Below are 18,033 nucleotides of genomic sequence, written 5' to 3'. Positions count from 1 at the left end.
TGCGATGTTCGGCCTAATCACTAGGCTTTATGGGTACCCAGCCGCCTTTCAGGTGATTTTTCCGCGACGCGCCCGTAGGCGCCGCACCACCGGGTAAAGCACGACCACAAGCATGGATCCCCAGGCCACTCCATGCAGCTCGAGTCCCCATACTGAGACGGTGAGGTCGCCCACCGCGGCCACCACCGCGATGCCGCCGACCAGCAGGGTCACCGGGTCGGTCAGGTCCACCTTGGCCTCGGTCCAGATCCGCACGCCCATCATCGCGACCAGGCCGAACAGCGCCAGGCTCATCCCGCCGACCACGCCGGGCGGCATGGTGTTGATCAACGCGGTCACCTTCGGCACGAACGCGAGCAGGATCGCCAGCACCGCGGCCATCGCGCACGCCGCCGTGGACAGCACCCTGGTACCCACCATCAGACCGGTGTTGCCGGGGTATGCCGTCGTGCCGACGGCACCCGACGTGCCTGCTAGCGCGGTGGAGATGCCGTTGGCGATCAGTGCGTCGCCGATGTTCGGGTCGAGGTCCTCGCCGCTGACCGCCGCGATCGCCTTCACGTGCGCGACCATTTCCGCCACCAGCACCAGCACGACCGGCACGGACAGCACCATCACGCTCGGCAGCAGCTCCGGCGCCTGCACGTCCGGCAGGCCCAGCCAGGACGCGTCCACCAGTGCGTCGATCTTGGTGTCCTCGATCCGCCCGCTGATGATCGCGAAGAGCCAGCCGGCACCCACCCCGATCAGGATGGACAGCCTGGCCAACGTGCCTTTGGACAGCGCCAGGCAGAGCAGGACCACCCCGAGGGTGACCGCGGCGATGCCGGGCTGGGCGGCGAACGGCTCGGTCGCGTAGGGCGCCATGCTCAACCCGACCAGCAGCACCAGCCCGCCGGTCACGATCGGCGGCAGCACCGACTCGAGCAGCCGCACACCCAGCGCCTTCACCGCGATGCCGAACACGATCAGGATGCCGCCGGCCACCAGCACCGCGCCGAGCTGGGCGGCGATCCCGTGCTCCTTGGCCATCGCCAGCGGGGTCATGAACGCGAAGGACGAGCCGAGGTAACCGGGCACCCGGTTGCGGGTGACCACCAGCAGCACGATCGTGCCGATACCGGTGAACAGCAGTGTCGTCGCAGGTGGGAGACCCACGGCCATCGGCACCAGCAGGGTCGCGGAGATCATCACGGCGGCGTGCTGGGCGCCGAAGCCGATCATCACCGGCCAGCTCAGCCGCTCCCTGGACCCGATGAGCTCGCCGTCGGCGACGCGGCGACCATCGCCGTGTACCGACCAAAGCATCACAGTGGAGCCCTTCCCTGCCGAACCTCGCAGGGCATAGTGCCATGCCACCCGCTCACCAGTCCCGCGTGACATAACTGTTATCACACGTTTGCCCTAAGGGGCGTGGGTCGAACAACCGACGGGCGGGAATCAGCCGCGTTCGGGGAAGAGTTCGCGCAGGGCGACCGCCAGGCCGTGGAGGCGGTCGGAGGCGTCGGTGAGGGCTTGTTTGTCCGGTCCGCCGGTGGAGCTCGCGGCGACCAAACGGCCCGCGGCGGCGATCAGGCTGCCGTAGCCGTCGAGGCCCTGGTCGAGCTGTTCCCGCAGGCGGCGGACGCCGTCGGCGAGCGGGCCGCGTTCGTGCGCGGGGGCGATGTCCCGGGCTCGTTCGACCGACTGGAGCTGGGCGGCGACCTCGCGCAACGCACCGGCGGCCTCGGCGCCGGTCGCACGGGCGTGGTCCACGGTGTCCTTGGGGACGCTGCTGCGCGGGGAGCTCAGCTGGCGGAGGAGGTCAGCGAGCACCCGTTCGGCGTCCTGCAGGCGCTCCATCGGTTCCCTGGCCTGCGAGGACCGGGCCGGGAGCGCGGAGACGGCGGGTTCGGCGGCCGCGGGCAGCGCGGTCCGGTTGAGCGCCCGCAGGCGCAGGCCCGCGCGGCCGCTCACGGTGAACGCGGCGAGCGCGAGGACCGCCGTGATCCCGCTGAGGATGGCGTCACCGACGCCCGGAGCGGTGGCGATGCCGGCCGCGGCCACCACCGCGATGATCATGCCGAGGAACAGGAACACCCACATCAGGGCGGCGAGCCGCCGCCTGCGCCGTTCCAGCTTGGCCGCCGGGGAGTTCCAGCGGCCGAGCCGGGTGGTGGCCTGGGTGATCTGGGTGCGGACGTGGTCGGCGATCGGACCGCGCAACTGTCGTTCGACGAGGTCGCGTAACTCCGCGAACTCCGCTCTGCGCGGCCGGTGGTCCACCACGTCCCCCTCTCAGGTCAGACGTCAGCCGTTGCGCGGTCAACCATTGCTTTGCGGGTTGGCGCGCTGCTCCTGGGCCACCCGCTGCTGGATCTCGGCCTGGATGTTGGCCGTGGGGGCGCTGGCCGCGGTCGACCCGCCGACCTGCTTGGCACCGCCGGACATCGAGGCGCGGATCTGCTCGAGACGGGACTGGCCGGCCAGCTCGGTGGTGGACATCTGGACTTCCATCATCCGGCCCTGGACCGAGTTCTGCGCCAGCTCCGCCGACCCGAGCGCGGTGGTGTACCGCTTCTCGATCTTGTCGCGGACCTCGTCGAGCGACGGCGTGTTGCCGGGGGCGGCCAGCTCGCTCATCTGGTTGAGCGACTTGGACACCTGCTCCTGCATCTTGGCCTGCTCCAGCTGGCTGAGCAGCTTGGTGCGCTCGGCGAGCTTCTGCTGCAGCACCATCGCGTTGCGCTCGACCGCCTGCTTGGCCTGGCCCGCCGCCTGCAGGGCCTGGTCGTGCAGCGTCTTGAGGTCCTCGATGCCCTGCTCGGCGGTGACCAGCTGGGTGGCGAACGACTGCGCGGCCTGCTCGAACTGGGTGGCCTTGGCGTCGTCGCCCTTGGCGCGGGCCTCGTCGGCCAGCACCAGCGCCTGGCGCGCGGACGCCTGCAGCTTCTCAACGTCGCCGAGCTGGCGGTTGAGCTTCATCTCCAGCTGGCGCTGGTTGCCGATCACGGCTGCGGCCTGCTGCGAGAGGGCCTGGTGCTGACGCTGAGCCTCCTCGATGGCCTGCTGGATCTGTACCTTCGGGTCAGCGTGCTCGTCGATCTTGGACGAGAACGACGCCATGAGGTACTTCCAGAACTTCACAAAAGGGTTGGCCATCTCCTCCGCCTGCCTTCTTGCGTGCTACGGCTGCCCACAGGCAACGACCCGGTAGGTGTCCGGGTTCCATCGTGTCAGGTGCACGATTGTGGTTCCACCGGGCCCAGGGGTAAATCAGGTAAGTCCCTGACCCGGACCAGGCAGGCTGACCCCAGCATGCCCCCACTCCGAACCTACACCGCGGGCCCAGGTAACGATTCGGCCAGCACGCGGCGCGGACGCGCGAAGCCGGCCGGGACACACCACCCGGCCGGCTCTCTCGCTCGTTGATGATCCGTTATGCGGCGAACACCCGCGCCCTGGCGATCTCCGGCCCGAGCCGATGCGACAGCGCGGGCTGGATGCGCAGGTCGGACAGCGTGTCGCCGACCACGTCCAGGCTGAGCTCGTCCGGACCGATGCCGTTGAGCTCCTGCGGAGTCAGGCCACTGAGGTCCTTCTGCGCCCGGCCGCCGTCCAGGCCTGCCGCCGACATCGCCGCCTCGTCGCCGGTGCCGGCCGGCGCGGGAGCCGGCTGCTCGGTGACGCTGGCGGACTTGGTGAACTCGCCGGCCGGGGCCTCCAGCAGCTCGCTGGGGTCCAGCCCGGTCATGTCGTTGGCGACGTTGTACAGCAGCTCCGGCAGCGGCAGCTCCAGCGCGTCGCAGATGGCGGCCAGCAGCTCGCTGGAGGCCTCCTTCTGCCCGCGCTCCACCTCTGACAGATAACCCAGACTCACCCGCGCGGTACGAGACACCTCGCGCAGTGTCCGGCGCTGGATCGTGCGGGCATGGCGCAGCCGATCACCGATCGCCTCACGCAACAGCACAGTCATCGCGCCTCCCTTCACCGGCGGGCCCGTGGAGTCAACGTTACCGAGAGCCGGTGACATCACGCATCGACTTCACGGCCCGTCCGCCAAGGGCGAACGACTCAGCGTGGCCGGTTGTTCCCCCGTCAGGGTGCGCCGAGGTGTTCCAGCAGCAGGTCAACCGCGACACGCACGGCCGCGGCCCGCACCGCGTGCCGGTCACCGGGGAAAGTGATTGTCGCCACGTCAAGGCCGGTCCCGGCGATGCCGATGTGGACAGTGCCGGGACGGACACCGTCCTGGGGATCCGGACCGGCCACCCCGGTCAGCCCGAGTCCCCAGTTCGCCCCGCAGCGGTCGCGGGCGCCGGTCGCCAGTTGGACGGCCACGTCCGGGTGGACCGCCCCGTGCTCGCGCAGCAGGACCGGGTCGACCCCGGCGAGGCCCCACTTGAGGTCGGTCGCGTAGACCACCAGGCCGCCCCGGACGGCCTTGCTGGCCCCCGGCACGCTGGTCAGGACCGCGCTGAGCAGGCCGGCGGTCAGCGACTCGGCGGTCGCCACCGTCTCGCCCCGGTTGCGCAGGCGCGCGATCACCCTGGTGAGGGTGCCTTCCGGCAGGCCCAGGACGTCCGCCAGCGGGTTCACGAGGCCTCGGCGGCCTTGCGGGCCCGGATGCCCTGCGCGCGCAGCCGTAGGGCACGGAACACATAATCCAGGCCGGTCACCACGGTCAGCACGACCGCGATGCCCATGATCGTCCACTGCACCGGGTCGAACGCGGCAGGCAGCGGCGCCAGGAAGAACCCGATCGCGACGATCTGGGTCAGCGTCTTGAGCTTGCCGCCGCGGCTGGCCGGGATCACGCCGTAGCGGATCACCCAGAAGCGCAGCAGTGTGACGCCGATCTCGCGGACGGCGATCACGATCGTCACCCACCAGGGCAGTTCGCCGAGGATGCTCAGGCCGAACAGGGCGGCCCCGGTGAGCGCCTTGTCCGCGATCGGGTCGGCGATCTTGCCGAAGTCGGTGACCAGGCCGTGCCGCCGGGCCAGCCAGCCGTCCAGCTGGTCGGTCAGCGAGGCGACACCGAACAGGATGGTCGCGCCCAGCCGCCACCCGAACGAGTGACCGCCCTCGGTGAACAGGGCGACCAGGAAGACCGGCACCAGGACCAGCCGGGAGACGGTCAGGATGTTGGCGATGTTCAGCAGCGGGACCGGCGGTCTCGGCGGCGGGGTCGGCGGGGTCGCGGGCACGGTCTGATGCTCGCGATCGGCGGGCGCGGTGCTCACCGAAGTACCTCGAGGGCACGGACCAGCAGGTCCACCCCCTCAGCGGCCTCGACCCGGCAGCGCACGAAGTCCCCGCGCTCGACCTCGAAGTCGGACTCGACCACGCACTCGCCGTCGACCTCGGGGGCCTGGTGCGCGGCACGGCCGATGATCTCGTCCTCGTCCTGTTCGATCATGACGACCACCTCGTCGCCCACCCGCTCCTCGGCCCGCTGCATGGTCAGCTGCTCGACCAGCGCGGAGATCCGGGCGACCCGCTGGGCGACCGTGTCCTCGTCGTGCTTGTCGCCGAACCCGGCCGCCTCGGTGCCCTCCTCGTCGGAGTAGCCGAACACGCCGACCGCGTCCATCCGCGCGCCGACCAGGAACCGTTCCAGCTCCCGCAGGTCCTCCTCGGTCTCCCCGGGGAATCCGACGATCACGTTGGTCCGGATACCCGCCTGTGGCGAGAACTCCCGGATCTGGTCGGTCAATTGAAGGAAGTCGTCGCAGCCGCCGAACCGGCGCATCCGGCGCAGCACCTTGGCGGAGCCGTGCTGGAAGGACAGGTCGAAGTAGTCGGCCACGTTCGGCGTGGTGGCGATGGCCTTGACCAGGCTCGGCCGCATCTCCGCGGGCTGCAGGTAGGACACCCGGACCCGTTTGGCGATCTTGGCCAGGTCCCTGAGCACGGCCTCGAGGGTCACGCCTTTGAGGTCCTTGCCATAGGACGTGGAGTTCTCGCTGACCAGGAAGAGCTCATGGGCGCCGTTCTCGGCGAGCCAGGCGGCCTCGGCGACGATCTCCTCGGGCGTGCGGGACACGAACGCGCCGCGGAAGCTCGGGATGGCGCAGAAGGTGCACCGCCGGTCGCACCCGGACGCGATCTTCAGCGCGGCCACCGGCGAGTCGTCGAGGCGCTTGCGCAGCACCCGCGGCCCCCACCCGTGCCCGGGCACGACGACCTCGTTCTCCTGGCGCTGGACCGGACTGATGGGCAGCAGGGTCCGCCGGTCGACGGGCACGTGGGACTCGACAGTCTTGCCGTGCAGCACCTCGTCGAGCCGCGAGGCCAGCTCCGGGTACTCGTCGAAGCCCAGCACGGCGGCGGCCTCCGGCATGCTCTCGGCGAGCTCCTTGCCGTACCGCTCGGCCATGCACCCGACCGCGACGACCTTGGCCCCCGTGTCCGCCGCGGCCAGCAGCGTGTCGACGGAGTCCTTCTTGGCCTGCTCCACGAACCCGCACGTGTTCACCACGATGACCTCGGCCTGCTCGGCCTCGGCCAGCTCCCAGCCACTGCCGGTCAGCCGCCCGGCCAGCTCCTCGGAGTCGACCTCATTGCGGGCACAACCGAGCGTGAGCATGGCGACACGCCGCTTCGCGGAGGGAGAAGACACAGAGTGAGAGTAACCGCCCGGCCGCCGTGCTCAGCACTCCCCAAGGGCACCGCCGACAATTCGCCAGCCGAGACCAAGCACACGTCAGCTGCGCCGATCCCGGCGGACTAGGTTCTTGGGTTGTGAGTGAGAGTCTGGTTGTCCGGCGGGCTCGGGCGACTGATGTGCGTCAGATGAAGGCGATTGTGGACCGTTATGTGGGCAAGGTCCTGCTCGCCAAGCAGTTGGTGACGTTGTACGAGGACATCCAGGAGTTCTGGGTCGCGGAGCGGGACGGCGAGCTGCTGGGGTGCGGGGCGCTGCACGTGTTGTGGGAGGACATCGCGGAGATCCGCACGATCGCGGTGGTGCCGCAGGCGAAGGGGCTGGGCATCGGGCACGCGCTGATCGAGCGGCTCATCGCCACCGCGAAGGAACTGGGGATCTCGCGGCTGTTCGCGTTGACCTTCGAGGTGAGCTTCTTCGAGCGGCACGGGTTCGTGGAGATCGACGGCACGCCGGTGAGCCCGGAGGTGTACGAGGAGATGCGGCGCAGCCTCGACCAGGGTGTGGCCGAGTTCCTGGACCTGCCGTACGTGAAGCCGAACACGCTGGGCAACAGCCGGATGCTGCTGGAGCTGTAGTCGTTAGGAACGCCGGCCGGACCGAGGGATGGCAGGGTGATCCCCGGGCCGGCCGGCGTTCGGGCGCCCGCCGGGACACATCGGCGGGGTACGACTGGCCCATGACCGTAAGCCGCCGACACGCCCGAACGCGTGGCTGGAATGACCTGCGTCACACTCTGGGAAATCACCAGTTTTCGGGCGCGTACGTGCCGAAGTGCCAGTGGTTGCCCTCCAGGTCGCGGGCGGAGTACTCGCGCGAGCCGTAGTCCTGGTCGACCAGCGGGGTGACCTCGGCGCCCGCCGCCTGGGCCCGCGCGTGGTGGGCGTCCACATCGGACACCACGAGGTAGAGGGTGCAGAACGCGCCCTTGAAGTCGTCCGGCACGGCGGGCAGCGGCCGGTCGGCCGAGTTGATCATCACGCCGCCCCTGCCGAACCTGAGCTCGGCGTGAGCGACGGTGCCCTCATCGGTGAGGTACACGGCGTGCTTCTCAAAACCGAAGGCCTCGACGAGCCAGTCGATGGCCTTGACGGCGTCGCGGTAACGCAAAGCGGGAAAGATCATGCGTCGACGCTAGGCGTCGTCGAGCACCACAGCTTGGAAAAATGGGAAGCGCGCCGGGGCGACCCCGGTGATCAGCCGGAAGTCCCGGTTGAGGTGCGACTGGTCGAAGTAGCCGCACTCCTGGGCGATCCGCGCGATCGACCAGTCCCCCGCCCGCAGCAGCCGGATCGCGTTGCGGCACCGCAGCACCCGCGCGTACGCCTTCGGCGCCAGCCCGACGTGGGTGCGGAACTGGGTCAGCAGATGCCGCCGGCTGCAGCCAAGATCTTCGACCAAAGAGGTGATGGAGGCGCGACCCTGGGTCGCCACGAGCCGCTGCCAGGCGTAGGCGGCCAGCGGGGCGGGTTGCTTCCCCTCGGCCAGCCACATCGGCAGAACGGTGTCCAGCAACGCGAACCGCTGCGGCCAGTCGGGCAGATCCGCGAGCTGTTCGATGAGCAACGCCCCCGGCGGACCCAGCAGATCGGTGAGCTCGACGACGGACGTCCCCAGCTCGTCGAGCGGAACACCAAGGAGTCGGCTAGCACCCAAAGGAGTGAATGTCACTTGCAGACCGTGCTGCTCGCCGACGTACTCCGTATCGGCCCACGATTCCTCCACCGTGGCAACGAAAGACACCACCTCGCGCAGACCGCCGACCCGCAGCCGCGGCCCGAAGCTCATGATCAGGTGCACGTCACCAGTCGGGATCTCCCTGCGCCGCAACGGAACCACCGAGTGCTCCCGATATCCGGTATACCGCCGGACGACCGAGCGCAGCCCGGCCGCGGGCGGCCGCGAGCTGAACTCCCACCACCCGGTCGCCGACTCGGCCTGGATCAGAGACATCGCACGTAGGCCAGGAAGGACCGCCAATGGGTGATGGACAGGTACGGCCCGTCAGGGTTCTTGGAGTCACGGATGAGCACAGTGGGGCGGGAGGGAGTGGTGGGCCCGCAAGCGATCTCGATGCGGTGGACGCCGTCGCCCTGGCTGAAGCTGCTGCTGGTCCAGTCCAGCTCGAAGCAGTCGATCACGTCGCTGCGCGGGAAGCAGCTGTCGACGGCCACCTCCAGCTCCTCGGTGTGGACACCTTCCATCCAAGCGACCTCGACACAGTCCCCCTGGCCCCTGCTGTAGCTGCTTTTCCGCCAGGTGAGCATGCACTTCGCCCTTCGTCGGCCGGTCTGAAGCAAGCACCTCCCCGCGATTGTCCCCCAGACAAGGCCGTTTCGGCGAGTGCACTGGTCATAAACTCACTTCACGTGACCAGTACCGCACCGTCCGGCCCGCTCGCGGGTGTCCGGGTCATCGACCTCGCTTCCGTTGTGATGGGCCCGTATGCCGCCCAGCTGCTCGGCGACATGGGCGCCGATGTGATCAAAGTGGAGCCTCCCGCCGGCGACCTCACCCGGATCACCCACCCGCAGCGGCACCCCGGGATGGGGCAGCTCGCGCTGAACGTCAACCGCAACAAGCGCAGCATCGTGCTGGACCTGAAGTCCGCCGATGGCCAGGCCGCGCTGCTGAAGCTGGTGTCCACAGCGGACATCCTGCTCACCAACATGCGGCCGGGAGCGTTGGCGCGCCTGGGTTTGGACTACGAACGACTGTCCACAGCGAACCCGAAACTCATCTACTGCAACGCCCAGGGGTTCCGCACCGACTCCGACCGGGCCGGGCTCGCCGCCTACGACGAGATCGTGCAGGCCTCGTCCGGGTTCGTCGACCTGATGCGGCGGGCGACCGGTCAGCCGAACTACGCGCCCTCGATCCTGGCCGACAAGGTGTGCGCGCTGACCATCACGTACGCCGTACTCGCCGCGTTGGTACACCAGCGCGCAACCGGTGCGGGACAACAGGTCGAGGTACCGATGACGGACACCCTGCTGGCGTTCAACCTCGTCGAGCACCTCAGCGGGCACACCTTCGAGCCGCCGATGGGCGCGACGGGGTTCAACCGGTCGATGGCCGAGCCGCACCGCGCGGTGCGCACAAAGGACGGTTGGGCCTGCATCCTGCCGTACACCGACCGGAACATCGCCGCCTTCTTCGAGGCCGTCGGCGAGCCGGATCTCGCCGCGGACCAGCGTTTCCAGGACCCCGGGCAGCGGGCGAACAATTTCTCCGCGCTTTACGCGCTGGTCGAGCAATTCGCGCCGATGTACACCACCGCGGAATGGCAGGAGATCTGCGGCGCGCGCAGTATTCCGTTCGCGCCGGTGCTCGAATTGGAGGACGCCGCCGCCGATCCCTATTTCGACCCCATGCTGACCGTGGCCGATCATCCTACCGAAGGCGCCTACCGTCAGGTGGGTTTCCCGGTGCGGTTCTCCGCGACCCCGGCCACTATCCGTGAACACTGCCCGACACTCGGCCAACACACCGGCGAAATCCTGGCGGAGCTGGGTTTGGACAACCCGAATGGAGGTAGCGCGGCGGGCTGACGGGCGCGCACGCTGTGGCTCTACTGGAGGGTCCACAAAGGAGAGTCACGTGCCCAACCTGCTCAAGCGCGTGTCCACCGCGGCGGCGACCACCGTCACCGCCATGGTGATGGTGGCCGGCACCGCGCACGCGGCGCTCAGCCCGGCGCAGCTGGCCACCGTCACGGACGACTACTCGTTCAACAAGTCGTTGTCCCAGTTCGAATCCATCCGCAACTCCCGTCCGTACGCCGACCAGCTCGACTGGTCGTCCGACGCCTGCAGCTGGTCGCCGGACAAACCGCTCGGGTTCAACTTCGCCCCCGCCTGTCACCGGCACGACTTCGGCTACCGCAACAACAAGAAACAAGGCCGCTGGAACGCCGACAAGAAACTGCGGATCGACAACAAATTCAAGTCCGACATGTACTCGATCTGCGGCGGCAACATCATCTGCAAGGGAACGGCGGAGATCTACTACGCCGCCGTCCGCAAGTGGGGCACCTGATTTAACATCGGTGGGTGCTGGAGACCCTCGCGCTCACAGTAGGACGGCAAGTCGCGACCCATGCCACGAAGGCCTGGCTCCGCCACCGTAAGGCGGCGGGGGAACGAAAAGCGCAGCTCACCGACCTGCTCGCGAGCGGTCTTCCGGACCAGTTCGCTCGACGGAAGCTGGCGCGGCAACTCGAGGACATCGGCGATCAGGTTGCCCGCCGGCTGACCCCGTTGCTGGCAGGCGAGTTCAGCCTGCCGGACAACGAACGCGAGGCCGCCCTGTCGGCCGTCGTCGACGCCCTGGAGGACGCCGACCTGACCGACACCCTGATGCTCGGCGCGGACATGGACCCGGTGCGACTCGCCCGTGAGGTCCGCGAACTCGTTCCGGTCAAACGCGCCGGCCTGAGCGAACCGGGTTTGGCGCTCTACAACGCCGTTCTGGACGAAACCTGTGTCGCCCTGGTCAACGTCGTGCAGAACCTGCCGACGTTCCAGCCACGCGCATTGACCGAGATGCTGGGGCGGTTGTCCAGAATCGAGACCGTGCTGGACCGCCTGCCGCGAACCTCGCTGGACGCCCCGCGTGGCACCGGCCACGACGCCGGGTTCACCGGGCGGTACCAGGCCTTCATCAGCAGCACCCTCGACCAGCTGGAGATGTTCGGCGTCGACATCCGGCGGTACAAACCGCAGATCTCCGTCACGGTCGCGTATCTGAGCCTGTCGGTGTCCGGCGAGGCACAGGACCTCCGGATCGAGCACGCGCTGGAGGACAGCCCGCGGACGTTGCTGCGCGGCCAGGCCGGTTCGGGCAAAACGACGTTGCTGCAATGGCTTGCCGTCAACGCCGCCCGCGGCACGTTCACGGGAGCACTGGCCGATTGGAACGGCTCGGTTCCCTTCTTGGTGCGGCTGCGCAGCTATCCCGACGGCGATCTGCCCCAGCCACAGGACCTGGTCGCCACCAACGCCCCGCCGCTGGCCGGGCTGGCGCCGGAAGGCTGGGCGCACCGCCAGTTCGCCTCCGGCAGGGCGTTGCTCCTTGTCGATGGCGTGGACGAACTCCGGGCGGAACGGCGCCCGCGCGTGCGGAAGTGGTTGTCGGAGTTGCTGTTGGCGTTCCCGCGGACCCGGGTCGTGGTGACTTCGCGTCCCAGCGCCGCCGAACCGGCGTGGCTCACCGGCTTCCGTTCGTTGTACCTGCAGCCCATGACTCCCGCGGACGTGGCCGCGTTCTGTCGCCGGTGGCACGAGGCCATCCGCGAGTCCGACCCGCCCGAGGACATCGACGAGTACGAGGCCGCCCTGGCCCGTCAGCTCGAAGCCCGCCGCCACCTCCGCACCCTCGCCTCGACCCCGCTGCTGTGCGCCTTGCTCTGTGCCCTGAACCTCGACCGCCACAAGCAGTTACCGCCCGACCGGATGCGGTTGTACGAGGCCTCCCTTGAGCTGCTGCTGGAACGCCGGGACGCCGAACGTGAGCTGCCGGTGGTCCGTGACCTCCAGCTGGCCACGAAGTCGAAGCTGACCATCCTGCAGCACCTGGCCTGGTGGCTGACCCTCAACGGCCGCTCCGAGGCGAGCCTGGCCGAAGCGGTCACCCAGGTCGAGCTGGGCATCCGCCGGATGCCCGATGTCACCGGGGATCCCACGGTCGTCCTGAAGTACCTCCTGGAGCGCAGCGGGGTGATCCGGGAACCGGTGTCCGGCCGGATCGACTTCATCCACCGGACCTTCCAGGAGTACCTCGCGGGCAAACAAGCCGCCGAGGAACACCTGATGGAGTTCCTGGTCCGCAACGCCCACCTCGACCAGTGGCGAGAGACCGTCGTGATGGGCGCGGGCCACGCCAGCGTTCCCCTCCGCACGAGCCTGCTGAACGCCCTGCTGGACCGCGCAGACAAAGAGCAGCGCCACGCTCGCCGCCTCAAACTCGTCGCGGCATCATGCTTCGACACAGCGCACACGATCGATCCCGAGGTGACGTCCCGGGTCGAGGCGGCGCTTGATCAGTTGATCCCGCCCCGGCGCGGGGAGGAGGCGCGGTCGTTGTCCCTCGGCGGGGACAGAGTGCTGCGCAAGCTGCCGCGGACGCTCGACGGGCTGACGGTTCCTCAGGCCGTGGCATGTATTCGGACGGCGGCTTTGGTCGGCGGTCAGGAAGCTTTGCGGCTCTTGGGAAGGTACGCGCCGACGGCCGAGGACAAGGTGCAGGCGGAGCTGGCGGCGGTGTGGCAGTACTTCCCGGCTGAGCAGTACGCGGCTGAGGTGCTTTCGGTTGCGCCCCTTTGCGACGGCACGATCGAAGTCAAACAGATCGACCACGTGCGGCACCTACACCACCTGAGAAGGCTCACCCAAGCTGTCGTGGATGTGGTGGAGGACAGGGACATCGAGAACCTCGACTTCCTGTCTGAGGCCACACGCTTGAAGCGACTCAGAGCCCGCGCGAAGGCGGGTGCGGTAGTCGACCTCGGCCCGCTCGCCCAGCACTCCGAGCTGGAGATGGCCAACGTGTTCACCGGCGGTGGTCACGCCACCAACGTCGAGGCATTGAGCGGCCTCCCGTTGCTCACGGACCTAGGTCTGCCCCTCACCCGTGATGTGCGATCGCTGGACTTCCTGCACGCGGTCCCCCGTCTTACCAGGCTCAACCTGATCGGCTGCAGGGCTGTGACGGACTTCGCCGCGCTGCCTTCGCTCAGCGACCTGAGGAACTTCAGTGTGTACGAATGCCGAAGTTTGGCGATGCTGCCCGAACACAATGGGCTCACCGATTTCTCGCTGCAGGACTGCGACATCATGGATGTTCCGCGGATCGCATCCCTGTTCCCGAGCCTTGACTTCGTCAGCCTCCTGGCCTGTCCCATCGAGGATGTGGGGCTCCTGGCCGGTCTGGATCTCACTTTTCTGCATTTGAGCGGCTGCGCTGAGTTGCGCGATCTGGCGGCAGCCCGCCAGATCACCACTCTCGAAACACTGATGCTGATTGCGATCCCGGTGACCGACTTGAGTCTCATCGGTGACTTGCCCGCGCTGCGCACACTGTGGCTCAACCTCATGGACCCCGACCTGACACCGCTGGCGGACATCCGTCACCCGCTGACCGTCAAGCTGGCTCCCTGGCTGGAGAAGCAGCTACCCGATCAGCTCAGTCCACAAGTGACAGTCAAGCTCCTGAGTTCGTTGCAGCGCTAGAACCGGCCCAGATCTAGGCTATTCCTCGAAGTCCTCGTCCGCGGGGGCGCCGCCACCGCGGATCGTGAACAGCACGCCTTCCAGTTCATCGGGCTTCACAAGGACTTCGCGGGCCTTCGAGCCCTCCGAAGGACCCACCACACCTCGGCTCTCCAGCAGGTCCATCAGGCGTCCCGCTTTCGCGAACCCGACGCGCAACTTCCGTTGCAGCATCGAGGTCGAGCCGAACTGCGACGTCACGATCAGCTCCGCGGCCTGCAGCAGCACGTCGAGGTCGTCGCCGATGTCGGCGTCGATCTCCTTCTTCTCGCCCGCGGAAGCCGTTGTGACGCCGTCGGTGTACTCCGGTTGCGCCTGGTCCTTGGTGAAGGCGACGACCGCCTGGATCTCCTCGTCGCTGACGAAGGCGCCCTGCACGCGCACCGGCTTGGACGCGCCCATCGGCAGGTACAGCCCGTCACCCATACCGATCAGCTTCTCCGCGCCCGGCTGGTCCAGGATGACCCGGGAGTCGGTCAGCGAGGAGGTCGCGAACGCAAGGCGGGACGGCACGTTGGTCTTGATCAGACCCGTGACGACGTCCACCGACGGCCGCTGGGTCGCCAGCACGAGGTGGATGCCTGCCGCGCGGGCCTTCTGGGTGATGCGGACGATCGCGTCCTCCACGTCGCGGGGCGCGGTCATCATCAGGTCGGCCAGCTCGTCGACGATCGCCAGGATGTACGGGTATGGGCGGTACTCGCGTTCGCTGCCGGGCGGGGCGGTGATCTCGCCGGACTTCACCTTCTTGTTGAAGTCGTCGATGTGCCGCACCCGGTTGGCCTGCATGTCCTGGTAGCGCTGCTCCATCTCCTCGACCAGCCAGGTCAGCGCCGCGGCCGCCTTCTTCGGCTGGGTGATGATCGGCGTGATCAGGTGCGGGATGCCCTCGTACGGCGTCAGCTCGACCATCTTCGGGTCGATCAGGATCATCCTGACCTCGTCCGGCGTCGCCCGGGACAGCAGCGACACCAGCATCGAGTTGACGAAGCTCGACTTACCAGAACCGGTCGACCCCGCGCACAGCAGGTGCGGCATCTTCGCGAGGTTCGCGGTGATCATGTGGCCTTCGATGTCCTTACCGAGGCCGACGACCATCGGGTGCGAGTCCTTGACCGCCGTCGCCGAACGCAGCACGTCACCGAGCCGGACCATCTCGCGGTCGCTGTTGGGCACCTCGATGCCCACCGCCGACTTGCCCGGGATCGGCGCCAGCAGCCGCACGTTGTCGGTGGCCACCGCGTAGGCGATGTTCTTGGTCAGCGCGGTGATCTTCTCGACCTTCACGCCCGGGCCCAGCTCGACCTCGTAACGCGTGACTGTCGGCCCGCGGGTGAACCCGGTGACCTGGGCGTCGATCGAGAACTGCTCCAGCACACCGGTGATCGCCTCGATCATGGTGTCGTTGGCGCGGCTGCGGGACTTGGGCGCGTCGCCCTCCTCCAGCAGGCTCGGCGGGGGCAGCTGGTAGTCGCCCTCGACGACCCGCGCGGGCTGCAACGGCAGCTGCGGCTGGGTCTCCTTCTTTGGCTTCGGCTCCCGTTTCGGCGGCGGGAGCGGCGGTTCGGCCGCCATCTCCGGTTCCGGCGCGGGCTCCTCCACCGGTTCGGCCATCGTGGCCTGTCGGCGGCGCGACGGACGGCGCAGCTTGGTCTCGGCGACCGGCTCGACGGGTTCCTCCTCGACCGGCTCCTCTTCCTCCTCGGGTTCGCGGCCGAGCTCACGCAACCGGTTGGGGATCTGGCGGATAGGCGTCCCGGTGAACACCAGCACGCCGAAGAACAACGCCAGCACCAGCAGGGGGAACGCGACCCAGGCGGTCACCCCAGCCTCCAGCAGCCCGCCGGACAGGTACCCGAGCACGCCGCCCGCGTACATCCGGTCGAGGTTGTCCGGACCACCGTTGAGCAGGTGCAACATGCCCAGCAGCGCGAAGACCATCAACAGCGAGCCGACCACGAACCGGGGCCGCGCGTCGGGCCGCGGGTCCGACCGCATCAGCGCGATCCCGACCACCAGCAGCACCAACGGGAACGCCACCGCCCCGGCCCCCATCACCGTGCGGACGCCGATCTCCACCCAGTGGCCGATCGGCCCGGCCGCACGCCACCACACGGCGGCGCCGATGATCACCGCGAACGCGATCAGCCCGAACGCCAGGCCGTCGCGGCGGTGCGCCGGGTCGAGCTCCTTGGTCCGGCCCAGGGTGCGGGCCAGGCTGCCGACCCCTTTCGCGAGCAGGTTCCAGCCACCCGCGATCACCCCCCGCTTGCGGGTGACGGGCTTCGCCGCCGGCTTGGCCGGGGCGGGCTTCTTGCGCGCGGCGCCTTTTTTGGCGGTTGTCGACCGGCTCGCCATGCGCCCCACCGTAGTCGCCTTGTCTCTCTCGTAACATCAGCCACACCGAGGCCCAGGTGAAGGCGCCTTTCGGCGGACATGCCATGCTCCCGCCATGGTTGCGCTCTACCGAGACGGGCACGAACCAGGCCATCGCAGCGACGGCCGGACCGAGGCGCCCCTGATCTGGCGGACGATGCTCGAGATCGACCGGGCCGCCGTCGCGCTGGTCGGCAAGCTCGAAGTGACCGGCGACGTCCCCGCTGAGCTGCGCAAAGGCCCGCTGGTGATGGCGGCCAACCACATCGGCGTGTTCGACGCGCTGGTGCTGATGAAGGCGTGCTGGTCGATCGGCATCGCGCCGCGGTTCATGCTGGCCGGCGGCCTGCTGGACACGCCGGTGCTCGGGTGGGCGCTGACCCAGTCCGGGCACCTGCGGGTGGAACGCGGGAAGGCGACCGTCATCGACTCGTTCGCCACCGCCGTGGAGTCGATCAGGTCCGCGAACGTGCCGCTGCTGGTCTACCCCGAGGGCCGGATCAGCCACGACCCCGGGCTGTGGCCGGAACGCGGCAAGACGGGCGTGGCCCGCATCGCCCTGGCCGCGAACGCGCCCGTCATCCCGATCTCGCAGTGGGGCGCGCACGAGGCCGCGTACTGGGGCACCGAGGTCGTCACCGGCTGGCCGGACCTCAAACCCGTGGTGACGTCGTTCCTGCGCGCGGTCCGCCGCCGCCCCACCTTCAAGGTCCACTTCGGCGCCCCCGTCGACCTCGCGGACCTCTCGGCGGGCACACCAGGCGACGCGGTGCGCGCCCACAAACGCATCATGCAAACCATCACCGACAACCTGGCGACCCTCCGCCCCAACGAACCCACCACCCCCAAGTTCCACGACCCCACCAGGCCAACGGACACCAAGTCACCCTGGCGGTAGTTCTGGGGGCAGTTCCTGCCACTCACCGATCCATTTGGCCATCCGCTGCAGGACGTCGACGAAGTTCTCGCGCTCCTCGGCACTGAGCGACGCGAAGTGCTGCTGCTGAATCTCCCGTAGGGCTTCGCGCTGGCGCTCGACCAGCCAGCGCCCGTGGTCGGTGAGGGTCACCACGACGACGCGCTCGTCGATGACGGACCGTTGGCGGGTTACGACGCTGTCCCTCTCGAGCTGCTTGAGCGCGCGGGTCGCACTCGGGCCGGAGACGCCCGCGACCGCGGCGATCCCGCTTACCGTCATGGGACCGTCGGTGAGCAGCACCTCGAGCATGCTGAGCTGCGACAACGACAGACCCGCCGTGCTCTGGGCGAGGCGGCCGCGGTTCTTGCGCATCGCCGTGTACAGGTCGTGGGTCGCGGTCACCCAGTCATCAAAGCTCGCTGCCATGTGAAGATACTAACAGGCTAATATCTAACTAGTTAGCTAATATCGTGGTAGTAGATGCTCGGCTAGTAGCTAGCCCATTAGTAGCTAGCCCATTAGTAGCTAGCCCATTAGTAGCTAGCTGGGTAGTAGCTAGCCCATTAGTAGCTGGCCCATTAGTAGCTAGCTGGGTAGTAGCTAGCCCATTAGTAGCTGGCCCATTAGTAGCTAGCTGGGTAGCAGCTAGTTGGCTAGTAGCTCGCCGGTCAGCAGCTAGCGGGGTAGCAGCTCATCGGCTAGTAGCTCGCCGGTCAGCAGGTAGCGGGTTAGACATCCCAGGGCCGTGGCTTGTCAAGCGGCGGTTTGGTGATCTTGGGTGCGGTGGGCCCAGGCGGTGTGTTCGTCATAGCAGGTGTGGT

At 68.3% G+C, this 18,033-nt stretch carries 17 protein-coding genes; 5 read left to right on the top strand and 12 right to left on the bottom strand.

Features of this window, described 5'->3' with window-relative positions; all coding sequences use genetic code 11:
• Positions 1-48 precede the first annotated feature (48 nt).
• From AB0J95_RS29365 to rimO, 7 genes are all read right to left on the bottom strand, one after another.
• Positions 49-1,308, bottom strand: coding sequence for a solute carrier family 23 protein (locus AB0J95_RS29365; protein WP_364764683.1), 1,260 nt, complete (start codon positions 1,306-1,308; stop codon positions 49-51).
• A 132-nt stretch (positions 1,309-1,440) separates the two neighbouring features.
• The gene (locus AB0J95_RS29360) at positions 1,441-2,265 is read right to left on the bottom strand and encodes a hypothetical protein (protein WP_364764681.1); all 825 of its coding nucleotides are present in this window, start codon (positions 2,263-2,265) and stop codon (positions 1,441-1,443) included.
• A gap of 39 nt (positions 2,266-2,304) precedes the next feature.
• Complete coding sequence (locus AB0J95_RS29355; RefSeq protein ID WP_364764678.1) at positions 2,305-3,141, bottom strand: PspA/IM30 family protein; 837 nt, start codon at positions 3,139-3,141, stop codon at positions 2,305-2,307.
• A gap of 277 nt (positions 3,142-3,418) precedes the next feature.
• Positions 3,419-3,955: a helix-turn-helix transcriptional regulator gene (locus AB0J95_RS29350; protein ID WP_364764675.1), complete on the bottom strand. Its 537-nt coding sequence runs from the start codon at positions 3,953-3,955 to the stop codon at positions 3,419-3,421.
• Positions 3,956-4,077: 122 nt separating this feature from the next.
• Complete coding sequence (locus AB0J95_RS29345; RefSeq protein WP_364764672.1) at positions 4,078-4,578, bottom strand: CinA family protein; 501 nt, start codon at positions 4,576-4,578, stop codon at positions 4,078-4,080.
• Positions 4,575-5,189 carry a CDP-diacylglycerol--glycerol-3-phosphate 3-phosphatidyltransferase gene (gene pgsA / locus AB0J95_RS29340; protein WP_364765472.1) on the bottom strand — a complete coding sequence of 205 codons (615 nt, stop codon included), beginning with the start codon at positions 5,187-5,189 and terminating at the stop codon, positions 4,575-4,577. Before pgsA ends, AB0J95_RS29345 begins: the two co-directional genes overlap by 4 nt.
• A gap of 32 nt (positions 5,190-5,221) precedes the next feature.
• Entirely contained in the window at positions 5,222-6,571 is a 1,350-nt protein-coding gene (gene rimO, locus AB0J95_RS29335) for a 30S ribosomal protein S12 methylthiotransferase RimO (RefSeq protein WP_364765469.1), read from the bottom strand.
• 155 nt (positions 6,572-6,726) lie between these two features.
• On the opposite strand from rimO, the gene AB0J95_RS29330 reads away from it, so the two are divergent.
• Positions 6,727-7,227, top strand: coding sequence for an amino-acid N-acetyltransferase (locus AB0J95_RS29330; protein ID WP_364764669.1), 501 nt, complete (start codon positions 6,727-6,729; stop codon positions 7,225-7,227).
• Positions 7,228-7,393: 166 nt separating this feature from the next.
• Here AB0J95_RS29330 and AB0J95_RS29325 read toward each other — a convergent pair whose 3' ends face one another.
• Genes AB0J95_RS29325 through AB0J95_RS29315 form a run of 3 tightly spaced genes read right to left on the bottom strand, consistent with a single transcriptional unit; the run spans position 7,394 to position 8,916 of the window.
• The gene (locus AB0J95_RS29325; protein ID WP_364764666.1) at positions 7,394-7,774 is read right to left on the bottom strand and encodes a VOC family protein; all 381 of its coding nucleotides are present in this window, start codon (positions 7,772-7,774) and stop codon (positions 7,394-7,396) included.
• A gap of 9 nt (positions 7,775-7,783) precedes the next feature.
• Positions 7,784-8,602: a helix-turn-helix transcriptional regulator gene (locus AB0J95_RS29320; RefSeq protein WP_364764663.1), complete on the bottom strand. Its 819-nt coding sequence runs from the start codon at positions 8,600-8,602 to the stop codon at positions 7,784-7,786.
• Positions 8,593-8,916 carry a DUF397 domain-containing protein gene (locus AB0J95_RS29315; protein ID WP_364764661.1) on the bottom strand — a complete coding sequence of 108 codons (324 nt, stop codon included), beginning with the start codon at positions 8,914-8,916 and terminating at the stop codon, positions 8,593-8,595. The genes AB0J95_RS29320 and AB0J95_RS29315 overlap by 10 nt, the downstream gene beginning before the upstream one ends.
• 102 nt (positions 8,917-9,018) lie before the next feature.
• Between AB0J95_RS29315 and AB0J95_RS29310 the strand changes: the two genes are divergently transcribed.
• The 3 genes from AB0J95_RS29310 to AB0J95_RS29300 are packed head-to-tail and all read left to right on the top strand — an operon-like array spanning position 9,019 to position 13,878.
• Positions 9,019-10,200 (top strand): CoA transferase, encoded by a 1,182-nt coding sequence (locus tag AB0J95_RS29310; RefSeq protein ID WP_364764658.1) that lies wholly within the window; start codon positions 9,019-9,021, stop codon positions 10,198-10,200.
• 49 nt (positions 10,201-10,249) lie between these two features.
• On the top strand, positions 10,250-10,687 hold the full coding sequence (locus AB0J95_RS29305; RefSeq protein ID WP_364764655.1) for a phospholipase: 438 nt from the start codon (positions 10,250-10,252) through the stop codon (positions 10,685-10,687).
• Positions 10,688-10,701: 14 nt separating this feature from the next.
• Positions 10,702-13,878 (top strand): NACHT domain-containing protein, encoded by a 3,177-nt coding sequence (locus AB0J95_RS29300; RefSeq protein ID WP_364764652.1) that lies wholly within the window; start codon positions 10,702-10,704, stop codon positions 13,876-13,878.
• Positions 13,879-13,896: 18 nt separating this feature from the next.
• On the opposite strand, the gene AB0J95_RS29295 is transcribed toward AB0J95_RS29300, so the two are convergent.
• Positions 13,897-16,176 carry a DNA translocase FtsK 4TM domain-containing protein gene (locus AB0J95_RS29295; protein WP_364765466.1) on the bottom strand — a complete coding sequence of 760 codons (2,280 nt, stop codon included), beginning with the start codon at positions 16,174-16,176 and terminating at the stop codon, positions 13,897-13,899.
• A gap of 193 nt (positions 16,177-16,369) precedes the next feature.
• Here AB0J95_RS29295 and AB0J95_RS29290 point away from each other — a divergent pair, with 193 nt between their 5' ends.
• Complete coding sequence (locus AB0J95_RS29290) at positions 16,370-17,191, top strand: lysophospholipid acyltransferase family protein (RefSeq protein ID WP_364764649.1); 822 nt, start codon at positions 16,370-16,372, stop codon at positions 17,189-17,191.
• Here the strand turns inward: AB0J95_RS29290 and AB0J95_RS29285 are convergent.
• Positions 17,177-17,638: a MarR family transcriptional regulator gene (locus AB0J95_RS29285; RefSeq protein WP_364764648.1), complete on the bottom strand. Its 462-nt coding sequence runs from the start codon at positions 17,636-17,638 to the stop codon at positions 17,177-17,179. The genes AB0J95_RS29290 and AB0J95_RS29285 overlap by 15 nt on opposite strands.
• Between the last annotated feature and the right edge of the window lie 395 nt (positions 17,639-18,033).

Origin of the sequence: Actinocrispum sp. NPDC049592 (genome assembly GCF_040675465.1) — a bacterium.
Taxonomy (GTDB): domain Bacteria; phylum Actinomycetota; class Actinomycetes; order Mycobacteriales; family Pseudonocardiaceae; genus Kibdelosporangium.
Note: the sequence above shows the minus strand (reverse complement) of the source record. Positions and strands in the feature narration are given on the sequence as shown.

Excerpts from the sequence above, each read along its gene's own strand:
- AB0J95_RS29365 (WP_364764683.1), bottom strand. The coding sequence starts at position 1,308 with ATGCTTTGGTCGGTACACGGCGATGGTCGCCGCGTCGCCGACGGCGAG.
- AB0J95_RS29355 (WP_364764678.1), bottom strand. The coding sequence starts at position 3,141 with ATGGCCAACCCTTTTGTGAAGTTCTGGAAGTACCTCATGGCGTCGTTC.
- AB0J95_RS29350 (WP_364764675.1), bottom strand. The coding sequence starts at position 3,955 with ATGACTGTGCTGTTGCGTGAGGCGATCGGTGATCGGCTGCGCCATGCC.
- rimO (WP_364765469.1), bottom strand. The coding sequence starts at position 6,571 with ATGCTCACGCTCGGTTGTGCCCGCAATGAGGTCGACTCCGAGGAGCTG.
- AB0J95_RS29325 (WP_364764666.1), bottom strand. The coding sequence starts at position 7,774 with ATGATCTTTCCCGCTTTGCGTTACCGCGACGCCGTCAAGGCCATCGAC.
- AB0J95_RS29320 (WP_364764663.1), bottom strand. The coding sequence starts at position 8,602 with ATGTCTCTGATCCAGGCCGAGTCGGCGACCGGGTGGTGGGAGTTCAGC.
- AB0J95_RS29315 (WP_364764661.1), bottom strand. The coding sequence starts at position 8,916 with ATGCTCACCTGGCGGAAAAGCAGCTACAGCAGGGGCCAGGGGGACTGT.
- AB0J95_RS29290 (WP_364764649.1), top strand. The coding sequence starts at position 16,370 with ATGGTTGCGCTCTACCGAGACGGGCACGAACCAGGCCATCGCAGCGAC.
- AB0J95_RS29285 (WP_364764648.1), bottom strand. The coding sequence starts at position 17,638 with ATGGCAGCGAGCTTTGATGACTGGGTGACCGCGACCCACGACCTGTAC.